The 24,653-nt window shown below is 57.4% G+C and carries 21 protein-coding genes and 2 pseudogenes; 16 read left to right on the top strand and 7 right to left on the bottom strand.

Annotation, left to right across the window (positions count from 1 at the left end; all coding sequences use genetic code 11):
- Position 1 precedes the first annotated feature (1 nt).
- The 10 genes from QTO30_RS01595 to QTO30_RS01550 are packed head-to-tail and all read left to right on the top strand — an operon-like array spanning position 2 to position 8,709.
- Entirely contained in the window at positions 2-640 is a 639-nt protein-coding gene (locus QTO30_RS01595; RefSeq protein ID WP_340422057.1) for a hypothetical protein, read from the top strand.
- Complete coding sequence (locus QTO30_RS01590) at positions 633-1,658, top strand: hypothetical protein (protein WP_340422056.1); 1,026 nt, start codon at positions 633-635, stop codon at positions 1,656-1,658. Before QTO30_RS01595 ends, QTO30_RS01590 begins: the two co-directional genes overlap by 8 nt.
- Complete coding sequence (locus QTO30_RS01585; RefSeq protein ID WP_340422055.1) at positions 1,618-2,703, top strand: hypothetical protein; 1,086 nt, start codon at positions 1,618-1,620, stop codon at positions 2,701-2,703. Before QTO30_RS01590 ends, QTO30_RS01585 begins: the two co-directional genes overlap by 41 nt.
- A 16-nt stretch (positions 2,704-2,719) precedes the next feature.
- A complete protein-coding gene (locus QTO30_RS01580; protein ID WP_340422054.1) occupies positions 2,720-3,190 on the top strand; it encodes a hypothetical protein in 471 nt (156 codons plus the stop codon).
- The gene (locus QTO30_RS01575; protein ID WP_340422053.1) at positions 3,183-3,914 is read left to right on the top strand and encodes a hypothetical protein; all 732 of its coding nucleotides are present in this window, start codon (positions 3,183-3,185) and stop codon (positions 3,912-3,914) included. The genes QTO30_RS01580 and QTO30_RS01575 overlap by 8 nt, the downstream gene beginning before the upstream one ends.
- A 38-nt stretch (positions 3,915-3,952) precedes the next feature.
- Positions 3,953-4,630 carry a hypothetical protein gene (locus QTO30_RS01570; protein WP_340422052.1) on the top strand — a complete coding sequence of 226 codons (678 nt, stop codon included), beginning with the start codon at positions 3,953-3,955 and terminating at the stop codon, positions 4,628-4,630.
- 12 nt (positions 4,631-4,642) lie between these two features.
- The gene (locus QTO30_RS01565; RefSeq protein ID WP_340422051.1) at positions 4,643-6,943 is read left to right on the top strand and encodes a hypothetical protein; all 2,301 of its coding nucleotides are present in this window, start codon (positions 4,643-4,645) and stop codon (positions 6,941-6,943) included.
- Positions 6,944-6,961: 18 nt separating this feature from the next.
- Positions 6,962-7,738 carry a hypothetical protein gene (locus QTO30_RS01560; protein ID WP_340422050.1) on the top strand — a complete coding sequence of 259 codons (777 nt, stop codon included), beginning with the start codon at positions 6,962-6,964 and terminating at the stop codon, positions 7,736-7,738.
- On the top strand, positions 7,662-8,336 hold the full coding sequence (locus tag QTO30_RS01555; RefSeq protein ID WP_340422049.1) for a hypothetical protein: 675 nt from the start codon (positions 7,662-7,664) through the stop codon (positions 8,334-8,336). Before QTO30_RS01560 ends, QTO30_RS01555 begins: the two co-directional genes overlap by 77 nt.
- Positions 8,337-8,343: 7 nt before the next feature.
- On the top strand, positions 8,344-8,709 hold the full coding sequence (locus QTO30_RS01550) for a hypothetical protein (protein ID WP_340422047.1): 366 nt from the start codon (positions 8,344-8,346) through the stop codon (positions 8,707-8,709).
- 287 nt (positions 8,710-8,996) lie between these two features.
- On the opposite strand, the gene QTO30_RS01545 is transcribed toward QTO30_RS01550, so the two are convergent.
- Complete coding sequence (locus QTO30_RS01545; protein WP_340422045.1) at positions 8,997-9,563, bottom strand: outer membrane protein; 567 nt, start codon at positions 9,561-9,563, stop codon at positions 8,997-8,999.
- A gap of 297 nt (positions 9,564-9,860) precedes the next feature.
- Positions 9,861-11,042 carry a helix-turn-helix domain-containing protein gene (locus QTO30_RS01540; RefSeq protein WP_340422043.1) on the bottom strand — a complete coding sequence of 394 codons (1,182 nt, stop codon included), beginning with the start codon at positions 11,040-11,042 and terminating at the stop codon, positions 9,861-9,863.
- Positions 11,043-11,653: 611 nt separating this feature from the next.
- Here QTO30_RS01540 and urtA point away from each other — a divergent pair.
- The 6 genes and pseudogenes from urtA (at position 11,654) to QTO30_RS01510 (ending at position 19,410) form a co-directional block, all read left to right on the top strand.
- Entirely contained in the window at positions 11,654-12,934 is a 1,281-nt protein-coding gene (urtA, locus tag QTO30_RS01535; RefSeq protein WP_340422041.1) for an urea ABC transporter substrate-binding protein, read from the top strand.
- 72 nt (positions 12,935-13,006) lie between these two features.
- Positions 13,007-14,949: pseudogene (urtB, locus tag QTO30_RS01530) on the top strand (urea ABC transporter permease subunit UrtB).
- A 4-nt stretch (positions 14,950-14,953) separates the two neighbouring features.
- Entirely contained in the window at positions 14,954-16,120 is a 1,167-nt protein-coding gene (urtC, locus tag QTO30_RS01525; RefSeq protein WP_340422039.1) for an urea ABC transporter permease subunit UrtC, read from the top strand.
- Complete coding sequence (urtD, locus tag QTO30_RS01520; protein ID WP_340422037.1) at positions 16,117-16,866, top strand: urea ABC transporter ATP-binding protein UrtD; 750 nt, start codon at positions 16,117-16,119, stop codon at positions 16,864-16,866. Before urtC ends, urtD begins: the two co-directional genes overlap by 4 nt.
- Positions 16,859-17,554 (top strand): urea ABC transporter ATP-binding subunit UrtE, encoded by a 696-nt coding sequence (gene urtE / locus QTO30_RS01515; RefSeq protein WP_340422035.1) that lies wholly within the window; start codon positions 16,859-16,861, stop codon positions 17,552-17,554. Before urtD ends, urtE begins: the two co-directional genes overlap by 8 nt.
- 109 nt (positions 17,555-17,663) lie before the next feature.
- Positions 17,664-19,410, top strand: a pseudogene (locus QTO30_RS01510) (sugar phosphorylase).
- Here the strand turns inward: QTO30_RS01510 and QTO30_RS01505 are convergent.
- The 5 genes from QTO30_RS01505 to QTO30_RS01485 form a co-directional block, all read right to left on the bottom strand.
- Complete coding sequence (locus QTO30_RS01505; protein ID WP_340422033.1) at positions 19,411-20,631, bottom strand: glycosyl transferase; 1,221 nt, start codon at positions 20,629-20,631, stop codon at positions 19,411-19,413.
- Complete coding sequence (locus QTO30_RS01500; RefSeq protein WP_340422032.1) at positions 20,624-20,917, bottom strand: HAD hydrolase family protein; 294 nt, start codon at positions 20,915-20,917, stop codon at positions 20,624-20,626. Before QTO30_RS01500 ends, QTO30_RS01505 begins: the two co-directional genes overlap by 8 nt.
- A complete protein-coding gene (locus QTO30_RS01495; RefSeq protein ID WP_340422030.1) occupies positions 20,914-21,303 on the bottom strand; it encodes a hypothetical protein in 390 nt (129 codons plus the stop codon). The genes QTO30_RS01500 and QTO30_RS01495 overlap by 4 nt, the downstream gene beginning before the upstream one ends.
- A 175-nt stretch (positions 21,304-21,478) precedes the next feature.
- A complete protein-coding gene (locus tag QTO30_RS01490; RefSeq protein ID WP_340422028.1) occupies positions 21,479-22,783 on the bottom strand; it encodes an HlyD family type I secretion periplasmic adaptor subunit in 1,305 nt (434 codons plus the stop codon).
- The gene (locus QTO30_RS01485; RefSeq protein ID WP_340422026.1) at positions 22,780-24,519 is read right to left on the bottom strand and encodes a type I secretion system permease/ATPase; all 1,740 of its coding nucleotides are present in this window, start codon (positions 24,517-24,519) and stop codon (positions 22,780-22,782) included. Before QTO30_RS01485 ends, QTO30_RS01490 begins: the two co-directional genes overlap by 4 nt.
- Positions 24,520-24,653 lie beyond the last annotated feature (134 nt).

Below are 24,653 nucleotides of genomic sequence, written 5' to 3'. Positions count from 1 at the left end.
CATGGCCCTTGCCCCTATCCCCCTTTCTCCGATCGTAGGTACTTTGGTCAAAAGCCGCCCTGCCCCGCTTGCGGCTACGATGGCAGAGGTTGATCACAGGATCACCGGCGGCTTGCCTTCAACTTTTTCCTTGGGCGGCGGTTTTGACGCGATCCTTGTGGCTGCTGGTGGGTTGGCGCGGCATTGGATGCAAGCGGAACCCGATCAGGTCGTCTCACAGGCGCAAAGCATCGGGCCAGAGGGCGCAACACCACTACGGCTCTTGTTACGCTCTGATGCCAAACTGATCGCTGCGGTTGCGCTGACACGCGGCCCAACCCGCTATTTTGGCATCTCGGATGGCGCGCGCATCGCGCTGCGCATCCTAGATTGGCGTGTCCATGCCGGGTCCATCCTCAAGGATGGCGACTTTGGGTGTTTTATCAGGCTTGGCTGGGCACATCTGGCCACGCAATCAACGCAGAGTTTTCAGGCCCCCACAGCGCGACGCACCGTTCTTCACCGTCTGGATGGGACCATCGCAGCACCATTGCCAGCTGACCCGGACTTAGGTCGCGGGCTGGCCCAGCCGCAAAGTGGTGCACCAGGTCCCGGGTCTGGGCGCTGGGTTGGCTATGGATGGGAGGGGTTTGATGGTTAGCGCACCCAGCCTGCCCGGCGCCGAACGGCCCGTTCCGGGACGTACAGCCGACTGGAAAGTCACGCTTCATGCCGCAACGACAGATGTCAGCATGCAAATTTTGTCAGCACTTGGGCTAGACGCCATTGATCTGGGTGCCGTCGCTGGCAGCGCGGTTGCCGCATTGGCTGGCGGCGGCACCAGCCTACCGCCAGCTTTTCAGACACTGTCACGCAAAGACTATTACGGGCATATTGAGGTCGACACGCAGGTAAGCCTTGGCGGCTCAGGGCTACGCGTCGACCTCGAACGGGCAACGCGCAAAGACTACGAAAACCTCGCTCGTGCGCTGGATATCTGCGCCGAGGCACAAGAGCCGCTGATCGCCGAGGTGCAGATGGGCTGGCAGGCGGCCAAGTGGCTTGGGATCATACCGATTGGCAAGAACACGACCCCAGAAGGCCTCTATGACGTCGGCCGTTTTGTCATCTCAGAGGTCACTGCGCAGGTTGAAGGCCCTCAACTGCGCCTGCGGCTGACGGGCCGTGACTACATCACCCATGTCCTTTCAGAGAAGCGGCTTGCGGATGCCGTACCTTCGGCTGACTACATCGAAGCGTCGCGTGGTATCCTTGATCAGGTTGGCCTAAGCGACTTTATCGAGCCTGCAAGCCTGCCAATCCCAATCCCATTGCCAATGGCTGATGGTCCGCGCGATCCGGTGATCACACTGGATATCGGCCGCCCTGCCCTTGAAGCGCTGCGTGAGATGTCCGCTGGACTTGAGATCGAAGCGAACAAGCATGGTCGCGACGCCATCTTGCTGCGGGGCGGTCGGATTTACATAGGGACTGACCGGGATATTCCACCAGATGGGGTCGCGGGTATCCGCACACTCACCGTGGCTGGTGGTCTGCTGTCCTGTCAGGTGGTCGGTCGGCGCCCCAAGGACCCCGCGTTCTCATTTGCAGAGGCTTGGCGCAGATGCACGCCCACCTATGCGACGGGTGTTTCGGGTCACATTGATTGGCGCGCCTGACATATTGGCAGGCGATGTCGTACAAGTAGCCCCCAACTCGGCGGATGCGCGCGAAACCAGCATCGGTGCCCTCGGAATTGAGACCGAAACCGTTTCGCTCTACGTCTCTGCACTGGTGCATCATCTTGGCAAGAATCAGGGTTTTCAGACCACGCTTACCTGCGTCGAAATTGATCCTGACGGTTCAGCGCCAGATGCGATCTGGGACGTGCATAGCGAAGCCCCAAGCGCTGACGGCGATGTGCGGGAAGCCGAGATTGATGATGGCACACCTGAAAGCGCAATCGCGCTGGAGGTATCACAGCTCGTCGAACGTCGCATGCGCCGCCGTGCCTGGCCCAATATCGGTGAAGTGCGCGTGCATACCGCAACAGAAGACGACGCGGGTAAGTTCACCAGCGGTGTATTGCGGGGTTTGATCCAAAACAGCGGCCCCGAAAATCAGGTTCGCTTCGGCAACATCGCACGCCACCGCAACAACGCTGTCAATGCTGTGCCATATACAACACCCTTTGCGTGGGGGCGGTTTGGTCAGGTTCTGCCGCGATATGCTGGCATGCGCGTTTTATTAAGCCACCGTGGTGGCGCAAGAAAGGACCCCGTTGATCTGGGTGCCGTTTGGCATCGCAACAACGGGGCAGACGCCGCCGGTCCGCAGACTGCTGAAGCAGGGGATTGGTGGTTGTCACTGCCCACAGGCGTTCCCGCTGGCTACGGCGAGGCAACAGACCTGAGCGAACCGGTCATGCCTCCCACGGATGCGAAGGCGGCAAATGATCTGACCGACGCGCAGGGCAATCGCACCATCGAAGTGGGCCAATTTGTCATCCGTGTCGGGGCAGCCGCCCTGGGCGGGCAAGGTGTCCGGCCGGAAGCCCCCGAAAGCGCCGAGGCACAAGCGGTCGTGATCCACCAAAAGGACGGTGGCGCCAAGATCGTGCTGGATAAAGACGGCAACATCACCATCACCGGCAAACAGGTCAAGTTTGATGCCGAAGACGTCGAGTTCTCGGTGTCGGGCGCTGTCAACGTGGTGAAATCATGAACCAAAGTGAGGGAAAATGACCCAGACGCAGCACCAAAGACGTCGCGCCTTTGGCCGGGGGATCGGTTTAAAACCGATTGATCCTGAAGGCGATATCGGCCTCGATCTGGACTTTTCCGGGCCAGTTGCCGAAGGCGCGCCGCGCGATCTGCGTATGATCGAAGGGATCGATGTTTTGTTACAAGACCTGTCAGTCGCCCTGACCACTGGGCTGGGAACAGACCCGCTGAACACCACCTTCGGGTCCGGCGCGTTTCAGGCACTGGCAGACCAATCTGACCCGTTCATGCGCCGCGAAGCCGTGAAAGTGGCTGTCGTCAGTGTCCTAAAGGCCGACCCCAGAGTACGCCGGATACTGGAGGTACAAGTGGATGACGACCCAGCGGCCCCTGGCCAGCGCCAGACCGAACTTAATCTCAAAGTGATGTTCGACACGATCTTGGACGAACGTGCGACATTGGATGTGGAGGGCATTCCCTATGGCTAGCGATATTTCACCCATTGAGGACGCCGCTTTTGACCCGGCTGCAATTGCAGAGGCTGAACTGCGCGATAGTGCCGGTGGACCTTATGGGCTTGGGGACAAAGGATTTGTGCCAAAACCTTATGCCCGTTTGGTGGCAGAAGGTCTGGCGCGTGCAAAGCTCTATTTCGGCGATGACATCGACGTACGTCCCGGCTCTGCGATGCGCCGCATTATTGAGATGACGTCGCTTGATCATGCCAGAACCTATGTGCATCTTGGCGCCCTTTATGATTCCGGCAACGTCAGCACCGCGCGCGAGGCCGCACTTGATCGTCGCGGCGAAGAGCTGGGGTTGCCGCGCCCCTTTCTGCAAGCCGAAGGGTCAGTGCAACTGGACCTTGCCATCCCCATGCCCGCAGGCGGGGTGGTGATTGATGCGGGCGCGCGGATGCTGACCGCGGGTGGGCATCACGTGGCGCTGGCACAAAGCGCGCGCTTCAGCGAGGGGCAAACCAGCCAGACCGTTGCTGTGCAGGCTTTTTACCCCGGACCGCAGCATAATCTTGACCCTGCCCAGCCAGATCAACTGATCGCGCGCTGGCATCCTTTTGATAGTAAGCTTGAAACCCTGCAACGCCTTGCAGCCGACGCAGATATGACCACTGAAGAGGCGCTTGTGATCACCCATGCCAATGCCCTTGCCGGGGGGAGCGTGGCTGGCCAGATGAACGTTACCGCACCCTGATCCTGAATGCGCCTCGGTCGATCTGGTCGGTTGAAGCTTTGCGTACCGCTGTTTTGCTGGTGCCGGGCGTCGAGGAAGCACAAGTCGTTGACGAGTTTGGCGGTTTGGATACCGAACAATCCATCTTTGGTAACTTCAATTTCATTGAACGGCTGTTTGCCGGGCAACGCGATCTGGGTTCGCCCTATTCGTTCCGCGTCGTTGTAAAACCCTCACCGGCTGCCATTTGGACGGGCGCGGACGGGCTGCGCGCCAGTATCGCAGAGGCGCTGGAAGACGTGCGCCCAATTGGCGTCTTTCCCGACATCGTGCCCGCAAACGAAGTTGGCGTCGGCATCGTCGCTCAGTTGGTGGTCAATGGAGAGCCATTGCCGCGCGGCGACCGCGCCACCGTGAACGCCTCGGAAGCAGCGGTACAGTTCAAGGCCCGCCTGCTGGAACGGGTCCGGGCCTATCTGGGCAACCTGAGTTTCGGTGAACCGGTGCGCGCCTCACAAGTCACATGGGTCATGCTGAACGAACCGGGCCTGTCGGATGTGATCGACCTGCGCCTGGCGCGTGCGTTGCCACCGCCCTCGGATCTTGATTTCGGCAATACAATCACGACGAACACGGTGCGCAACGCCGCACTGATGGATTGCGGCGAGAATGTCCCCATTGGGCGCGATCAGGTGGCCGTTTTCCTAGACGATCCCAGCGGCCTGACCATCCTTTGAACGGAGTGCACCATGCAAGACCCATACGCCTCTGACGTTCTGACCCATCTCAGTGATGAGATCACGGGGCCCATGGCCCAATCCTTGCGGGTGCAAAAACGCGCCTTGGCGGCGGATGGTTCTATCGGGATTGATGCCCCCCTGCGTGAGGCGGCCGTGTTTTTGTGTTTGCGTCGTAATCTCGCTGCCGATGCATTGACCGTACGGGCACGACTGCAAGACCCGCTACGCGACCTAGTGCCGTCGCGGTTTCAGTCCTGGACCGAGGCCGGTGGCGCACTTGCCCTTTACACCCCTCCAGCTGACCCCGAAACGGAGATGATTGCACCATTTCAGATCATACTTGATGCCCGTTTGGGGGCGCGCGATTTGACGCAAGAAGAGACGGCGGAATGGCTCGAGGCCCGTATCGTCAGCGGGCGCACGGGCAAGCTGCTGCAAATGCTACAAGCTGAAACCGTCGCGGTGCGCCGCCATGCCCGGGCGATTGCGGCTGCAAGATCTTTGGACGGGGCCGAAGGGATATCGCTAGATCGCCATGGCACTGATCTGGGCATGCCGCGCTTTCGCAATGGTTTGCGGCTTAGGGCTGACGGTCAGGTGTTAACAGAAACAGGTGAAGAAAATGATGCCGCCTACCGGATGCGTCTCGCACTTGGCCGCTCATTCAATCTGCCCCGCCCGGCGCATATGGCCGCACGACTGGCCGCGGACGGCCCGCTTTCGCAGATTGGGCCTGCTGTGCCGATGGTTCTGGATGAAGCCGATAATCCGTTTTCGGTGGCTGTGCGTCTGGTGTCGATTGACCGAACCGAGCAAGCAACCACCCGACGCCGCAACCGGTTCATGACGTTCCTGCGCGATTGGGTGCTGATTGACCCTGCGGCCGGATTGCCCTCGCGTCGGTCCATGTCGCGTCGGGCAGCAACCCAAGAGCGTGCCATGCGAGGGCGACTTCGCGAAGCCTTGGATATTCAAACCACCACGGCCGACTTGGCACCCGAATTGGCCCGCGCCTTTGACCGTGCAACAAGCCTGATGCGCATTTTGGGGGTGGCGGATCAGTTGCGCATCCACCGGGTGCATGCACCCGAAGACGGTTCGCGCTTTGATCTTGGACTTGGTGCCGAAATCGCGCGCCCCAGCGCCGCGATACTGACCGGCCTTGCAGATGCCGTGCGCGCCGGTGATGTGCCCGAAGACCCAGAGGCCGCTGCAACCTTTTCAACCCTGCAACCGCCTGCAGATGTTTCAGAAGACCGTGCGGGCGCGTGGTTCTTTGCCGCTTGTGGCTTTGCCACAGTACATGTGCTGTCGGCAGATCGCATCTATCTTTCGCATACCAATGCACAAAGCCTCGCCATTTCAGGTGAACAGCAAGCTATCTTGGCCGGAGATACAACCGATATCACCTTTTTGGCCCGCTTCACGCCAGCCGGAGAGGTATCACGATCGGCCTTGCTGCTGACCCTCATTGATACTGCCACCGATGCGCTGGCCGGAACCACGGTTGCCGCCGATCCGACCGCGATTGTTGACACCGGTCTAGCGCCAAATGCGACTCAAGCCCTGCGCATTCGTGCGGCAGGTTTGCCCGTTGTCGATGATTGGCCCCGGCTGGCCGAACGGCTGCCGAACCTGCCACCCGAGGATTGGGCAATCATCCAGTTTCCAAATGCGGTCTCGCAAGCTTTGCGCAACGGTCAGGCAACCGCGTGGCGTGATCTTGGCACGATGGTGCGGGGCTTGCGGGATGCAGGGCTGTCTGCTGCCGTGCCCGTCATTACCAACACCGGCGTGAGCCTGCTGATTTCAGTGATCGGCTTACCCGGTATCGGCACGAACCTGACCGGCAAGGCGGCAACTGGTATCCGCTGGTTTGTGATCCCGATTGATCAGGATGCCACCGCTGGTTGGTCCAAGACGATCCGAGGCCGTGGCAACCAGAGTGTTCAGATCAAACGCCCAAGCGCGCGCGAAACGCAGATCCGTTTTCGTACAAATGGGCTCTATGCAGTGGTCGCCTTGGGCTATGAGCGGCGCGGCGCGACCGACCCCTTCGAGGTCCGTATAAGACCGCAAGAGGACGACGGCCAACTGACCTTTGCGCAGTATGAGTACGTCATGAACATGCTGTCGATGCGCGCGCCCGCCGGGGTTGAGATCAATACATGGCAATTGCGCCAGTTCCATGTCGCTGCCGACACGGGCGAAACCACGCCGCTTGATCCGACGGCCTCGCGCACCTTTCGTCCCTTTCTTCAACCACGCAGGGCCGGTGCACCGCCAACCCGTCCTACACCACCAGAATAACTTGCCAAGGAGCTTGTGATGCCGGAAATCAGCGAAATTCTTTCCATGGAATACGATCTGGATACAGCAGAGCTGCTTAACCAGATGGAAGTGGTCGGTTTGGCCAACGACGTGCAGGGGGCCGTGCTGGCCAACATTATCCTTGAACGCTTTGGCCGACGACAGCGGCGCTTCAACTACTCGCAGCCTGTCGACTCGGACACAGACGGGTGCAGCGCCGCCTATGAACGCACACTTGATCATGGCGATTGGGTGAATGGCGAAGACATGGTCGATGCGGATGAATTCAACGACCGCTTCCACCGGATCGAGACCGATCTGGACGCTGCGGCACGCGATGCCGCCACTGCACTCAATTGCCTGATGGACCTACGGATGCAAGTAGCTGTCGCCTTGGAGGAAATCAAAGGCCAGATCAACACGCTGCATGCCGATGTGTTCGAGCTGCGCGACAGACCCTGGTTTCCGACACCCACACCGCTGCCTTGGCCCGGTTCTTTCAACCCGCCACTTGGGGTCGCGCCCACGCCGGGCACCCCCAACCCGGGCTTTGTTCCCGGCTTCAATGGGATTGGAACCATTCAGCCAGACTGGCAGTACATGATGCCATGGATGGGTGCCAATTTCGGCAACCTCGGTACTGGTGGTGGCATCACGCCCGTTGTTGGTGGCGATGGGCCTCTTATCAATCCGGGTCATGTCGGCGTTTGGGCGCTGCGTGGCAACAGCGACATCGGCACCATCGGCGGCATGCCGGCTGACCCGCCTGTCCAATGCCGAGTTCAATGGCGATAGCGTCGAAGTCTGGTCGACCCCTGCGGGTATGTTCCTGACCCCGATCAGCAAGGTCGAAGACGCCGAAACTGGCTATATCGATCCAAGGGTCGAATTGGGCGGGCGCTTTAACACATGGGTCATCGAGAATGCTGACCTGCTGGAAGAGACATTCGACAACCAAGGCTTTAGCGCCGCCGAGTTGGAAGCCAAGTTCGGCAGCCAGTCGATTGGTGCTGGTTTGCGGGTCACCGAAGCCTTGAAAGGCTTCAGCGGTGGCACAAGGTTCGATTCACCCAAAGATCTGGCCGGACGCTTCAGCGAGCGCCAAGCCGAAAGGATCATTGCATCGGGGGCAAGCATCGCTGTGAAGATCGGTGCGATGGGTCTGATCACCGACGATGCCCAAATTGATGACGCCAAGCTGGAAACCTTCTCTGCCATACCACCAAAGGCGCGTGATGTGCTGACAGATCGCGGGATTGGCACGCTGGGTGCCCTTGAAGATGCCAGCCCCAAAGAGGTCTCCGTGATGCTTGAGCGCGCGGGGTTGCCGACACGTATTGATGAAATCACCAATTGGCAGGGCATGGCGCGCGTCGTGTCCGGTTTGGGTTAACTGATCAATGGCGCTCGAACCGGCCGCTGTCAGCGCAGATATCGCGCTCGAACCTGCCTCGGGGGAGAGTCCGTTCACCGGGTTCGATCCCGGCGGCGAATGGAGCGGGGAACTGGTTGTAACGACCTATACCCACATCAAGTCAGGTGACGCGGAGGTTGCTTGGAAAGCAAATGCTACGTTCGTCTATGCGGGAACTGTTACCGCAACAGCCAGCGCTGGCACCAGTACGCCCGTGAGTGTCGAACTGACCGGCAGCTCTGATCCCCTTGCAGGTCCACAGCCCGTCATTCGCAATGGGGATGAGGCCAGTGATCCGCTGTATGGAAACGCGATTGTGGCGTCGGCTGCCGGGCCGCTTTCATCCGAATAGACGGTGTTTTGCACGCTGACGTGAACCACAGTGTAGCGGACTGGCAAATGTGCGCTAAGTATACAAGTGCTACTGATGTGGGGGTCGTTTCGCAATCCTTGTGCCAGCACGAGCGGAACGCGAATGCCACCACTGCGGTGAAAGCAGGCCGTCGCATGTTATCGAGCATCTGCAGTCGACAGGACACATCTGGCGCAATCCTACACTGAAGCATCAGCTGTCATTGGCTAGAGGTGCATCAATGCCGCGCCAAACAGGCGCGACATTCGTTTGGTCGTTCAACTCCTTTAGAATTTGTAGGCAGCCCGGATCGACAACACGTCAGAATCGATATCGAAGTCATTGTCATCATCGTCGCCCGTTGTGCGGCGGATCAGGTATTCTGCCCCCAGAACAATGTTTTCTGCGACAAGAAAGTCGTAACCGACCCCAAAGTTGGCGCCCAAGCCATCAAATTCGCCATCATCGCTGTCAATCATGATAGAAGACAACCCAGCCACGCCGTAGATCAATCCATTGCCTGCGGCGTAGCCAATGCGGCCTTTGAGGTCGATAATATTCCCATCCATATCAAGGTCGGCATCGTCAGATGCTTCGATATCGGGGGCACGCGACAACGCGATTTCAGCACCGTAAACAACTTGCTCGTTCTGGAACTGATAGCCCGCAAAGCCACCAAAGACGCCCGTAGGCTCGGTTTCGGTCTTTCCCAAGCTGCTATCATCAAATGTGAGTTCTGCGTCAAAGCTGCGACCGGCAGAGACGCCGCCGTAAACACCACTCCAATCTGCCAACACGGTTGTAGGGAGAAGTGCCGCGCCAATGACACACAGAGTTCGTTGGAAGAGTTTCATGTATTCATTTCCTGAGACTAAAGGTTGAATGCCCGGCGATTGCCGGTCTTGCTGGAACCACAAAGCCGTTGTGCGTCAGATCCAGTCATGGCTGACCCAGCATTTATGAGGTCACATGATTGGTCACAGTCGCGCAGCCAAAAGGTCGCCCAGCTGTCAAAGCTTAATTCAGTGCCAGCAGGCGTGGACAGGGGACAGCCGCCGGGATTTGTCCGCGCCGATGGGCGAAGCCAGTTATGGGCAAGTGTGGCGATAGATCAGCGCTGTCGGTCTAGTGAAGGGGCCAATACTACACAGTTACACAGCGGCGTTGTTTTGCTGTACCGTCTGATCGCTACGCAAGCGACGCCGATACTCGGTCGGGGTCAGACCAGTTTCCTTCTTAAACGCTGTGTAGAATGTGGATCTGCTGTTGAAACCGACCTCTTGGAAGATGGCGACAATGGTCAGCTGTTCGTCAGCAAGTTGGCGCTTGGCTGCATCAATGCGCCAGCCGTTAACATAGTCAAAAAACGAACGACCAATATGGGTGTTGAGCACCTGAGAAACACGATGTGATTTAACATGTGCCCGCGCGGACAATGTGCTCAGATTAAGGAACGGATCACGGTATAAGCCATCACGGGCCATCGTTTGGTCCAGCTGTTGGGCAACACGGCCCGCTTGCTGCGCCGTCAGCGCGGAACGTTCATATTTGGATGGTTCTTGTTCAGGCTGAGGGGCAACCTCTTGACGTTCTCTGGATTGCACCACGTGGTTAAGCGCAAGAAGGCTCATGATGAACAGCAAGAAGAACTCACCAATATCCATAATCGTTGGTGAACTGAGGCCAGATTGGGTGAGCTGGTCATATATTTCAAACGCCGCCATCGTCGCTTGAACGCTGAGGAGAACCAGAAACCAACGCAACCAGGATAGCGCTTTGTCTTGTATGTAGGAAAACGCATCCTTGAGTGTATCGAGATGCGCAATCAGCAGACGCCAACACATAAACACGTAGATGTAAGTGAAGGGCATGATGACTAGAAGTGTCAGAATCACAGCCATACCGGCGGCATAGCCAATCGCACCGGGACGCAAGGCACCATCATCTGAGAAAAAACCAAACCAAATCGCGCCGATTGTCAGCGGTGTGCAGATGATGGCTACCGTCGTCGGCGCCCATGCAACCCGCAAAAAATCTCTGCCACCAATATGTCGTTGTTGACCGGTCAGAAGCCGCGTGTAAAGCAGGATCAACGGGCCGAACAGAAATGCAATCACCAGCGGCAGCAGCTGCATCAGTATCATAACTGGCTGAAAACCGTCAGAGTCGTCTCTGTAATTCAGCACGCTCATAGCTTGTGCAAAAGCCGATATGAAAAAGAACGTCGCCAACACACGGTTGGCCAGGTTTTTCCGCGGGCTCAAAAGTAACACACTCGCCCCTGCAAACAGCGCGAGGGCAGAAAGGGCCATAGGAAAAAGCGGCAAGAACATCTCAAAGGTCCTGAAACGACTGCAAAATCTAAATCGAACGGTAGATCGGCTTCGAGATATCGTCCCAAATACTACAGGGTGGGGTTGCCGGACTGTCATGGCGATGGGCACGTCAAAACCAACGTTGAAGCACTGCTAATATAGCGTGCTGAAAATGGCCAGACCGGATTTGCGTCAAGGTTCGTGCAGCCATTGAAGGTAGCATTTGAAGAAGCAAATCGTCCGGCCCAGACCCGAAACACGGCCCCGATCAGCCATCACGAAACCTGCTGGCGGGGAGCAAATTGCGCCATGTCCCAAGGAGCGCCATCAAAGCATCAGGATTGCGTCGCGAATTTAAGCAGGTAGCGATATCACGCGTATTTTTTGGGCAAGTAGTAGCGACCTAAGCGACCCGGCGAAAAAAATCTGGCCTAACGCTGCACTGCGGCACCAACTACATCTGCTTGAAAAAGCATCAATGCCGCGCGAAGGACCGATCCTGACCGATAAACCCCTCGCGCGACCACAACAAAACTGTTGCGGGTCCTGCCTATTGGCTTGGTCCACCGTTGAAAAGGGGCGTTGACGTCCCCTCAACGACCCGCAGCGACAACGGGGACGAAAGACCTATGAAACTAAGAACCTCTGCACTTGCAATGACTGCTCTGCTGGGCGCCACCGCGATGGCTGCTGCCGAATGCGCCGATCCGATTAAAGTGGGTGTACTGCACTCATTGTCTGGCACGATGGCGATTTCCGAGACCACGCTGAAAGACACCATGGAGCTGCTGATTGAAAATCAGAACGCCGCCGGTGGTCTTTTAGACTGTGAGATTGAAGCGGTTGTTGTTGACCCGGCCTCTGACTGGCCGCTCTTTGCCGAAAAGGCACGCGAATTGTTGACCGTCAGCGAAGTTGACGTGATCTTCGGCAGTTGGACATCTGTCAGCCGCAAATCCGCACTGCCCGTGCTGGAGGAACTCAACGGATTGATGTTCTACCCGGTGCAGTATGAAGGCGAAGAAAGCTCCAAGAACGTGTTCTACACAGGCGCTGCCCCAAACCAACAGGCGATCCCTGCGACTGACTATTTCCTTGAAGAGTTGGGTGTTGAAAAGTTCGCGCTGCTTGGCACCGACTATGTTTACCCGCGTACCACGAACAACATTCTTGAGGCCTATCTTCAGGACAACGGCATCGCTGCCGAAGACATTTTTGTGAACTATACACCGTTCGGGCATTCCGACTGGGCGACAATTGTCGCTGACGTTGTGGCTCTGGGTGCTGATGGTAAGCAGGTTGGTGTGATCTCGACCATCAACGGTGACGCCAACATCGGTTTCTATAAAGAACTGGCCGCCGCAGGTATTTCTGCTGATGACATCCCGGTCGTAGCGTTCTCGGTTGGTGAGGAAGAGCTGTCCGGTCTCGATACATCCGACCTTGTGGGCCATCTGGCTGCCTGGAACTATTTTCAGTCCGCTGAGTCCGATCTGAATGAAGAGTGGGTGACAGCATGGAAAGCTAAGATGGGCGAAGAGCGCGTCACAAACGATCCGATGGAAGCGCATTTCATCGGCTTTAACATGTGGGTGAACGCAGTGACCGAAGCTGGCACCACCGACGTCGACGCGGTCCGCGAAGCGATGTATGGGCAGGAATTCCCGAACCTGACAGGTGGGACAGCGGTGATGCTACCCAACCACCACCTTGCTAAGCCCGTGCTGATCGGTGAAATCACTGCCGATGGTCAGTTCGACATCATTAGCCAAACGGCTGAGGTTCCCGGCGATGCATGGACAGACTATCTGCCCGAATCCGCTATCCTAAAGTCGGATTGGCAGGAACTGGGGTGCGGTATGTATAACACTGAAACCGAGACCTGTGTTCAGCTGACCTCAAACTACTAAGACCTCTCTCGCAGCGGGGGGCATCTGCATCCCGCTGCAAAAACCTGCCTGACAGATCGGCCTGAATACCCCATGTTTCGACTGCTTTCACTGGCGCTCGCGCTTTTGCTGACATTGCCCGTCGCAGTCTCGGCCCAGCCCCTGCAAGACATCCTGCAAACCCACCAAGAGGAAGTGCTTAAACCCGGACGCCGCAGTGTCGGTGTTGTGCTCGATGATTTGGTCGCCAGCGGATTACCGCAAGCCCTGCCCTTTTTGGAAGCATGGCGCGATCGCGAGATCGTGCAGCGGGACAGCGACGGGCTGTTCTTTCGGGTGATCGAAGACGGTAATACGATCACGTTGGAGAACCTCGACAGCGGCGAAACTCTGACTGCCAACGAAGACGAACTGACAGAATCCCGCCCTAACGGGGGCGTGCGTCGCGCGATTGGCGATGCACTAGTCCAATTCCAACTATCGGACCCGGACATCGCAAAGCGCCAAGCCGCCGTTGACGCCATCGCCCGCAGTATGGATGCCAGCCAATTGGGCCCGCTCACGGCCTCGGTTCAGGATGAGCCGGATACGGTTCTGAAAGAAACGAAAATGCGTCTCGCAGGCATGCTGGGTGCCCTCTTTGCGGACGCGGCCGAGGATCGCGTTGCAGCAATCGAGGCACTGTCGGGTGACTTATCGGTCGATGTGCGCGCCGTTCTGAATAGAATTCTGGAAAGCTCAGAAGCCGTAGCCGAGATGGTGCCGGAGGGCGCAAATGTCGCGCAGATGCTGATCGTGGGTACGGATATCACTGCTGCAGATGCTTACGCGCGGCTGGTCAGTGCCGACCTCGCTGCCCCCTGATCACCAAGGCACAAATCCGCGAAGCACTTGTGGCCAACATCGACGGTGACACGGTCGGCGGCGTCCCCGTCGCCACGCTCAACACTGACGCCGCCCGCGGGTTGGCCTATGATCTGCTCGCCGCAGACGGCATTGTCCCGTCCCGCGTGGACGAGACCACCCAAGCGCAGGCCATCGCCGCACACAGCTTTTTCGTGCAGTACACAGAACCTGACAGCACCATCACCGATGCCGCGCGCACAGCGCTTACGGCGATTGAAACGAACGTGGCCTTTAACCAAAGCATCGACCTTGGGCTTGATGCGCTGTCACTGGCCTCGATCTACTTTCTTGCCGCCATCGGCCTTGCGATCACCTTCGGTGTCATGGGCGTCATCAACATGGCACATGGTGAGTTCATCATGATGGGCGCCTATACCGGTTTTGTCGTGCAGCAGTTTGTGCCGGATTACACCCTGTCGATTATCATCGCCCTGCCCTTGGCCTTTGCGATCACCTTCGGTGCTTTAAGCGTGTTGATGGAACGGACAGTCATCCGCCATCTTTATCATCGCCCGCTGGAAACGCTTTTGGCGACTTTCGGTATCTCCATTGCGCTCCAGCAATTGGCCAAAAACATCTTTGGCACGCAGGCACGCCCGCTCACCTCGCCCGAGTGGCTCGATGGCGCGCTGGTTTTCAACGATGTCGTCGCCATCAGCTATATCCGCATCGCGATCTTCGTGATGGCGCTGATGTTTCTGGTTCTGATCCTCTTTGTGCTCAAACGCACCCGACTTGGACTTGAGGTGCGCGCCGTGACCCAAAACCCCGGCATGGCGGCCTCCATGGGGATCAACCCGGATCGGATCAACATGCTAACCTTCGGTCTGGGGTCCGGCATTGCAGGCATCGCAGGTGTGGCCATCGGACTGTATGCCAAGGTGACATCCGAGATGGGTGCCGACTACATCGTGCAAAGCTTCATGACCGTCGTGGTCGGTGGCGTTGGGAATGTCTGGGGCACGCTGGCCGGGGCCTCATTGATCGGCTTCCTGCAAAAGGGGATCGAGTGGTTGAACCCATCCAATACCTTGGCGGCACAGACCTACATGATCCTCTTCATCATCCTCTTCATTCAATTCAGGCCCAAAGGCATCGTCGCCCTCAAGGGCCGCGCGGCGGCGGATTAGACCAATGCAAAGATCATTCCTCGCCCAAAACCCATCCGTGTTGTGGTTCATTGCCATTCTCGCGGTCTTTACAGTGGCTGTTACGGTACTGTCCGAGGTCACAGGCATCGGCCTGATCTCAACCTCCTTCGTCAAAACACTGGGCAAGACCCTGTGCCTGTGCCTGATTGCCATCGCGATGGATGTTGTCTGGGGATACTGCGGGATCCTGTCCTTGGGGCATTTCGCGTTCTTTGGCATCGGCGGCTATGCCATCGGCATGTGGCTGATGTATGCGCGCACCGAGGGGATCGTGATTGAGAGCCTTGCTGGACAACCCATTCCACCGACGCCCGCAGAGATCTCCGATGCAATCGGCAACCAGATCTTCGGGGTCGTGGGCAGTTCTGAATTCCCCATGATCTGGGCTTTCGCTGATAGTTTGCTGCTTCAGTTGTTGATGGTCATTCTCGTACCGGGATTGTTAGCACTGGTCTTTGGTTGGTTGGCGTTCCGGTCGCGTGTCACGGGCGTTTACCTGTCGATCCTAACGCAAGCCATGACGCTGGCCCTCGCCCTCTACCTGTTCCAAAACGATAGCGGCTTGCGTGGCAACAACGGCCTGTCGGGCCTGCAAAACATCCCCGGCTATGAGGATGTATCGCAGGCCACTATCTCGATCATCTTCTTTGTCGCTTCCGCGCTTGCGCTGGCGGCTGGCTATGTCTTCTTTGCCTGGATCGTGTCGGGAAAGATGGGCAGCGTCGTTCAGGGCATTCGCGACAATGAGGCACGGGTGCGGTTTCTGGGCTACCACGTCGAAAGCTACAAACTCTTCATCTTCACCACGACGGCTGTGGTCGCGGGTATCGCAGGCGCGCTTTATTACCCACAGGCGGGCATCATCAACCCCGGCGAAATCGCCCCAATCGCGTCCATCTATCTGGCCGTTTGGGTCGCCATTGGCGGGCGCGGGCGGCTTTATGGCGCGGTGATCGGCGCGGCCTTCGTGTCGCTCCTATCCAGCTGGTTCACGGGTGGCGGCGCGCCTGACATCAACCTTGGTTTCTATGTGATCCAATGGACCGATTGGTGGCTGGTGCTGCTGGGTGTGTCCTTCGTCGCGGTCACATTGTTCTTTCCCAAAGGGATTGGCGGGCTGTTTGACTATCTGGTGAGGAAACCGTCATGAGTATGCTGCTGGAGGTCTCGGGCGTCAGTGTCACCTTCGATGGATTTCGTGCGATCAATAACCTGTCGATCAATTTCGCAAAGACAGAACTGCGGGCGATCATTGGCCCCAATGGGGCGGGCAAAACCACATTCATGGATATTGTGACCGGCAAGACAAAACCGGACGACGGACAGGTGATCTGGGGCGATCAGAATATCTCACTTCTGGGCATGTCAGAAAGTCAGATTGCACGCGAAGGCATTGGGCGGAAGTTCCAGAAACCCACTGTTTTCGAGGCGCAGACCGTCCGGCAAAACCTTGCCATGGCGCTGAAGACACCACGCGGGCCGTTTGCCGTGCTGATGCACAAGAAGACCAAACCAAACGCCGAACGCATTGAAAACGTCGCTGCCCGGATCGGGCTGCAGGACGGCCTGACCCGGGTCGCAGGTGAGCTGAGCCATGGGCAAAAACAATGGCTTGAGATCGGCATGCTGCTGGCCCAAGAGCCGCGCCTGATGCTGGTGGATGAACCTGCCGCGGGTATGACGCCGGAGGAGCGCGAAAAGACGACCGACATCCTGCAAGAGGCGGCCAAAACCTGCGCCGTTGTCGTGGTTGAACACGATATGGAGTTTGTACGCCGCCTGAATTGCAAGGTGACAGTGCTGCACGAAGGGGCGGTGTTAGCCGAAGGCAGCCTGGATCACGTCACGTCCAATCAGACTGTTATCGACGTTTATCTGGGGCGTGCCCATGCTTGAAGTGCGTCAGATCAACCTCAGATACGGGCAAAGCCAGATTTTGTACGACGTTTCATTGACGGCACAGGTCGGACAGATCACAGCCGTCATGGGCAACAATGGCGTGGGCAAGACAAGCCTGCTGAAAGCCGTGTCCGGGCGGCACCCCGTTGCCAGCGGCGACGTTCTGGTTGGCGGCGCAGCGGTCTCACTCTTCTCTGCCTACCATGCGGCACGTGCGGGCATCGCATACGTGCCGCAAGGGCGCGAAGTGTTCCCGATGATGACGGTACGCGAAAACCTTGAGACAGGTTTTGCCTGCTTGCCGAAGACCGAACATGAGATCCCGGACTATGTCTTTGAACTTTTCCCGGTCTTGGGCGAAATGCAAACCCGGCGCGGCGGCGATTTGTCTGGCGGCCAGCAACAGCAGTTGGCCATTGCACGCGCGCTGATCACGCAACCGTCCGTCCTTCTGCTGGATGAACCCACCGAAGGCATCCAACCAAACGTCATTCAACAGATCGGTGATGCGCTTGAGACGCTTCGCAACCAAGGCCAAATGGCGATTGTGCTGGTCGAACAGAATGCCGATTTTGCCTACCGGATTGCGGATACCTTTGTCGTGATTGAACGCGGCAGGATCAAGCAAACCGCCACAAAAGAGGACTATTCGAAAGGTCGCCTGATGGCTGATTTGGCCCTCTAGGCAGGCGCAGTGACTGCGCCTGGATTGAATTCGCATGTATCATTTGGTCAGTTAGGCTTTTGATACATCACGTCAGAAGACGAAAGACCGTCATACGAGTGCCCGATAGATGACCACAACAAACGCGTTTCATAAGCGGCTGACCGCACTGATCCATCAGATCTATCCTGACGCAGATCGTGACGCTTTGGCGCAAGCGATTGTAGCCGCATTTTGGCCAGAGGACGCGCGCCAGCGTAAACGCGGGCGCATGCCAAGCAATGATCTTTGGACAGAAAAAGACGCACTGCTGATCACCTACGGCAATTCGATCGTCGATGGGACGCATAAACCACTTGATCTGCTACATGACTTCCTGCTGCGCTATATGAAGGGCGTCGTGAACGGCGTGCATATTCTGCCGTTCTTCCCCTACACCTCGGACGATGGGTTTGCTGTATCTGACTTTCGCGCCGTGAACCCGCAACTGGGCGATTGGCCGGATATCAACCGGATCAGTGAAGACTTTCATTTGATGTCCGACCTTGTCCTCAACCACGTGTCCAGCCAAGGGACATGGTTCAACGGCTACCGGCAAGGCCAGTCACCATACGACAAATACTTTTTCGAGGCGGACCCGAACGAAGACCTCAGCGCCGTTGTCAGACCGCGCACCACCCCCTGTTGCAAGAGGTCGAAACATCGCACGGGCCGCGCCACGTCTGGTGTACGTTCAGCCATGACCAGATTGATCTGGATTTCCGCAACCCAGAGGTCTTGTTGGAATTCCTGCGGATCATTCGGTTGCATGTGGATAACGGTGTTCAGATCATCCGGCTTGATGCGGTCGCATTCCTTTGGAAGGAGGCAGGAACACCATCGATCCACCTGCCGCAGACACACGCGATCGTGAAACTGATGCGGCTGTTGTGTGACTACGCGTCCGAGACAATCATCTTGCTGACCGAGACCAATGTGCCCAAGGCCGAGAACCTGTCTTATTTTGGTAACCACGACGAAGCACACGCTATCTATAACTTCCCCCTGCCCCCGCTGATCCTGCATGCGGTGATGTCAGGATCAGCCTATTATCTGCGACACTGGCAGAGCGGGATGCCACCCGCGCAGCTGGGGTGCGCCTATCTGAACTTCACGGCCAGTCATGATGGCATCGGGATGCGGCCCGCTGAAGGTATTTTGCCCACCGACGAACAAGCCCGCATGATTGATACGATCAAAGACATCGGCGGTCTTGTGTCGATGCGCGCTCTGCCCGATGGCAGTGAAGCGCCTTATGAAATCAACACGACCTATTTTGAGGCGACGTCACAAACATTTGCTTAAGCAAAGATAACTACCATTTTGAGCGGTTCATCTGCACCCAGACCATCGTCATGTCGTTGGAAGGTATTCCAGCTTTCTACATCCATTCCATGCTGGCCACACCAAATGATCACGCCCAGGTCGCCCATCGCGGCATGAACCGGGCGATCAATCGGCACCGCTGGGATTACCCGACATTGAATACGCTATTGGAAGATCCTGCATCTGAACAATCACAGATATTAACGGCGCTATCGGACCGGTTGCGTATTCGGGCCAAGCAGCCCGCGTTTCATCCCAATGCGACCCAGTTCACAATGCCGCTGGGTGACAGCGTGTTTGGGGTCTGGCGACAAAGCCTTGACCGGCGGCAATCCATCTTTGCGTTGCATAACGTGAGTGACCAGCCCGTTGTCTTGTCGCAGTTATCGATGAACCTGATCGAGGATGAAATGTGGTTTGATCTACTCAGCGGGGACGCCATCGACATGGATCAGGAAGCCGTTAACCTCGCCCCTTATCAATGTCGTTGGATCAGCAACCGGCGCGGGTGATCACTGAAACTCGGCCTCGTCCGCTTTTGCCGCAGTGTTCATATCGGCCAAAAAGGTGGGATCGGCGGCATGCACGCGGTTCCAGGTTGGGATGAACGGTGTCTCATGAGGGTTATCGAGGAACACCTTTCCGGCCCGCATGATGTTCTCGGCAAACATCTCAATCGAGTTTTCTTCGGTATGGCGGTCTATGACAAGGCCATTCATCTTGGCGTCACTGTAGTAGCCTTCCAACACATCAAGCGCGCAGCGGTAGTAAGTGGCCTTCAAAGTGCGAAAGATATTGGGGGTAAAGACAGTGCCATCCGCCGCAAGCTTACGAAAGATTGCTTTGCAAATGTCGGTGGACATTCGGTTCAGGCCAGACCCGGCGGTATCGGCGGCCAAATCCTGATGCTTGTGATCATAGGCATCCGAAATCTCGACCTGACAAACGGCTTTTGGTGCCAGGTTACGCCATGCCTCTGACAGCACCCCAATCTCCAGCCCCCAGTCGGATGGAATACGCAGATCGGGCAAAATAGCGGTGCGCATCGCAAATTCGCCTGACAAAGGATAGCGGAAACTGCGCAGGTAGTCGATGTAGTCACGTGGCCCGATCACCCGGTTCAGCGCGATCAAAAGCGGGCTGACCAACAAACGCGTCACCCGACCATTCAGCTTGCCGCCCCCGATGCGGGCGTAATATCCCTTGGCCACCTGGTAGGGGAAGGTTGGGTTGGCAACCGGATAGACGAGGCGCGCCAACATCTCCTTATCATATGTCAGGATATCACAATCATGGATCGCCATGACGGCACTGTCCGCACAGCTCATCAGATAGCCAAGGGACGACCAGACGTTCTTGCCCTTACCCTGCTCACTGGGGGCCAGGCCCAGTTCGCGCAGGCGTGCGCCCAGCGCCAACATGCGCGGGCTGTCATTCCAAATGACGATATGGTTCTGGTTGAGACCTTTGAAAAATGACTTCGCATGGCGGAATTGCTTTTCATCTGCTGCATCCAAGCCAACAATGATCCGGTGCAGGTAGTTTACCTTGGCAAGCTCAGTCAGAATATGGGGCATGGCATCACCCTCTAGCTCTGAATAGAGGCAGGGCAGGATCAAGGATATCTTGCGGGTCGCGGCGAACGCATTCAGTTCCGCCTCCATTTCCGCGACCACCCGGGTGCGCAGATTGTGAAGAGTCGTAATGTTACCGTTTTGATGGAAATCAGCCATGGGTTGGTGTCCTACTCACTTCAAGGCGGTCAATTGCAGAATGGATAGCCCAGTTCCAACCGGCGGGGCCTGCATCTTGAGTGCGGACAATGCGACCCGCGCCTTCGGTTTTGAGGGGTGGCAACGGTGGGTGGGCGGGGTTCGCGATGACGATGCCGATATCAGCGGCCTCTAGCATAGCGATATCATTGGGGGCATCGCCCAATGCGATGACATGCCGGGGCTTGTAGACGGCGATGATGCCGCGCATCTGATCAACTTTGTCATGCCCCAAAGACAGCGTCAAAAAGCGCCCCCCTGCTTTGCCGTCACACCATCTGCCGCCAATGCAGCCAGAAACGACTTTTTCTGAGCAGACGAGCCTGACCACTGGCCGGGTTCTGAAAAGCTGCGCCGTTGCGCCAACGCGGCGTCGCCCAGTAACAGGCCGGTCATAGCCGCAAGCTGTTCCACAGTGACGTCGCCGAAACCGCGAAACAGCTGACGCAGGTCTGGCGGCACCCGGTCCAATGCTGCACGTACCGCCCCGCAATCGTTCGCTGCGGTCGTTTGTGTTTCGTAAGGTGCAAGCAGCCCTGCCCCGTTTTCTATAATAGCAGGCCATTGCGCCACACCGATTTTCGAGCGCAGTGGCGCTATCTCGCTTGGCTGTTTTGCTACTGGCCAATACAACAGCCGCTGACATGTCCTGGAGTGTCCGCAAAGCCGGAATAGCAGGGGCCCATTCATATGTATCATGGTCGATCAGCGTGCCGTCGAGATCAGTAAAAACCATCAGTTCACAGGGGTCGGGCATAGATAAATTATGGCCGAAGCAGAGCGTGACCACAAGCCATGATGCCCGCTGTCAGGTCTCCCGGAAAGCTTTGTTAAAATAATCAGTAAGCGGTTTGATCAGAAAGTTCAGCGGGCTGCGATCTGCGGTCCGCACGAAAGCTTCAACCGGCATGCCGGGGATCAGGGTCATGTCGTCTGGCAAGCGGTCGGCTTGTCCCTCTTTGAGCTGCACTTCGGCGCGGTAGTAGGACAACCCGGATGTTTCGTTCTGGAATGCATCTGCCGATACCAAAGTGACACGGCCTTCCAATTCAGGGCTCCGCTTCTGGTCAAAGGCCGAAAACCGCAAGGTGACGTCCTGACCAACAAAAACCTGATCAATGTCGACGGCCTGCACCTGCGTGGCGATCACAAGCGGGCGATCCTGCGGGATCAGGAACAGTACCGGATCGGCCGGGCGAATGACAGATTGGGGTGCAAAGACCTGCAAACCATAAACCACGCCCGAAACAGGTGCACGGATGTCCAGCCGATCAAGTTGACGGCGCAGAGTGCGCCGACGTTCTGAAAGTTCCAATTCATTAAATTGCAGATCTCTGAGTTGCGTAATGGCATCTTCACGTCGAGTCGAAGAAAGGCCCAGTATCTGCAACTCGATCTCGGTCATGCGTTCGCTGGCCTGGGCGGCCTGCGCCGTGAGATTGCCAACGGTCCCCAACAAATTGGCCTCTTCGCGTTGCAGAGCCAATACACGGCTGGCTTGCGCCAAGCCGCGATCCAGCAGGCTTTGCTGGTCCGCCAGTTCCTGCGCAATCAGCCCTTGCTGCGTCGAGAGCGCCTCTTGCTGCGCCGTGATCCCGGCCAGTTGGCTGGAGATTTGCGCACGTTGCTGTGAGAGCTGTTCGACCGAACTGCGATTGGTTTCAAGACGTGCCCGGAACAGGCGCTCTTGGCCTTCCATCAGGCCTTGAACCTCTGGGGTATCAACCTCTAGCAGCACATCATTGAAGACCAGCGTAGAGGTATTGTCGCGCTCAGCCTCCAAACGGGCACGACGCGCGAGGATCTCAAACAACTGTCCCTCAACGATCGCAAGTTCTGATTGCAACGTCGTCGGGTCCAGCCGCAACAGCAAATCACCAGCCGCGACCGTATCACCTTCATCTACAATGATGTCTTCGACCACACCCCCGTCAGGGTGTTGAACGACCTGACGGTTGCGATCGACCTCGATCTGGCCGGTGGTGATGAGGGCACCGGAAATCTGCGCCAGAACGGCCCATGTGCCGAAACCGCCCACAAGGATCAGCAATGTAAGCCCACCAATGACAAGATGCTTGCGCGCCGACCAGCGTCGATCAATGGCGTCAGTCATGACACACCTCCTGCCTTGCCGGTGCTGCGTTTAATGTCGCCGTGGTTCTTAACGATTTCAGCCAGCACCTCATCCTTGGGACCAAAGGCGCGCCGCGTGCCATTTTCAATGACCAACAACAGATCGCATTCCTGAATGGCCGACGGTCGGTGCGCCATGATGAACACAATCCTACCGTCAGCCTTGAGCGCCTTGATCGCCTTGTTCAGCGCGATTGATCCGTCATTGTCGAGGTTTGAATTCGGTTCATCCAAAACAACAATCACCGGGTCGCCATAAAGCGCGCGCGCCAAACCCACCCGTTGAATTTGCCCGCCCGACAGGCGCCCGGTGGTGGCAGACACCTGCGTGTCATACCCATCTGGCAAACGCAGGATCATCTCATGCGCATCGGCGGTTTTGGCCGCGGCAATCACCTTGGCATCGTCCGGTGCCATCGACATACGCGCGATGTTTTCCTTGATCGTCCCATCAAAAAGCTGCACCCGCTGTGGCAGATATCCGACATGCTGGCCCAATACATCGGGGTCATATTGATCCAATGCCGCCCCATCGAGCCTGATTTTACCGCCTGCAGGCTGCCATACGCCCGTCAACACCCGCGCCAATGTGGATTTGCCTGCGCCTGAGGTGCCAATCACTCCGATCGCCTGCCCCGGTGCAGCAGCAAAGCTGATCAAGCGCAGCGCCGCCTGCGATTCACCGGGTGGAACAACCGTCACCTGTTCCGCTTCAATCCGCGCCTTGGGTTTGGGCAATTCAGTACGCGGTGCCTCGGCCGGAACTTGCCCCAACAGAACCGCCAGATTGCGCCACCCTTCACGGCCACGCTGGAACAGTGCCCATTGCCCAACTAAAAGTTCAATCGGGGCCAGCGCACGACCCAGCAAAATTGAACCTGCAATCATGGCACCCGGCGAGAGTTCGTTGATCAAAACAAGATAGGCCCCAAGACCCAGCATCGCCGACTGCAAAAACAGACGAAACGCTTTGGTCATCGCCGTAAATGTCCCCGAGGCATCAGCGGCATCAATTGTCGTATCCAGCGACACGCCGCGCGCCATTTGCCAGCGATCAAAGGCCGCTCCGCGCATCCCGAGCGAATGCACCATCTCGCTCTCATCGCGGATATGGGCGCCCAGCCGTTCCGAGGCGAAACCAGCAGCATTGGCCGCCTGAAGCGATTTGCGCGTCATCACCTGATTAAGCACTGCGACAATAAGCAAGACCACCGCCCCCGCTATGGCCAAGATCCCCATGAGCGGGTGAAAGATAAATATCCCCAAAAAGAAAAGCGGCGCCCATGGCAGATCAAACAACGCCATCAAGGCAGGTGACGTGATCAAGCGTTGTACAGATTCCAAGTCACGCAGGCCGGTTGCCGCTTCATGCGGGGCACGGTGAAGTGTAGTCGCCTTGAGTACGGCGGCAAAAACGCGCCTGTCCAAACCGGCCTGAAACCGTGCGCCAACGCGGCCCATGACCCGCCCGCGCACAAAGTCCAGAATTCCCATCATCGCGTACAGAAACCCGACCAGAACGGACAGCGCCAACAGTGTCTCAAACGACCGGGAACTCAGAACACGGTCATATACGTTCAGCATATAAAGCGGCCCGGTCAGCATCAGCAGATTCACAAAGAAACTGAAGATGCCCACAATCCAATAAAGGCCACGGCTCTTTTTGCGCGTTTCCAGAAGCTCTGCCTGGCCCTTTGCAGATTGTTGGTCAGACATGATTGTCGCTACGCCCTCATCTTGACCGCGCGAGATACGCCGGCGTTACAGTTTGGTGGTTATATATCACGACCTCTGCTAAGAAGTCCTTTACCTTGAATAAGGCATCACAGGCCACCGCAAACACACGTCTC

The organism is Yoonia sp. GPGPB17 (genome assembly GCF_037892195.1).
Lineage (GTDB): Bacteria > Pseudomonadota > Alphaproteobacteria > Rhodobacterales > Rhodobacteraceae > Yoonia.
Note: the sequence above shows the minus strand (reverse complement) of the source record. Positions and strands in the feature narration are given on the sequence as shown.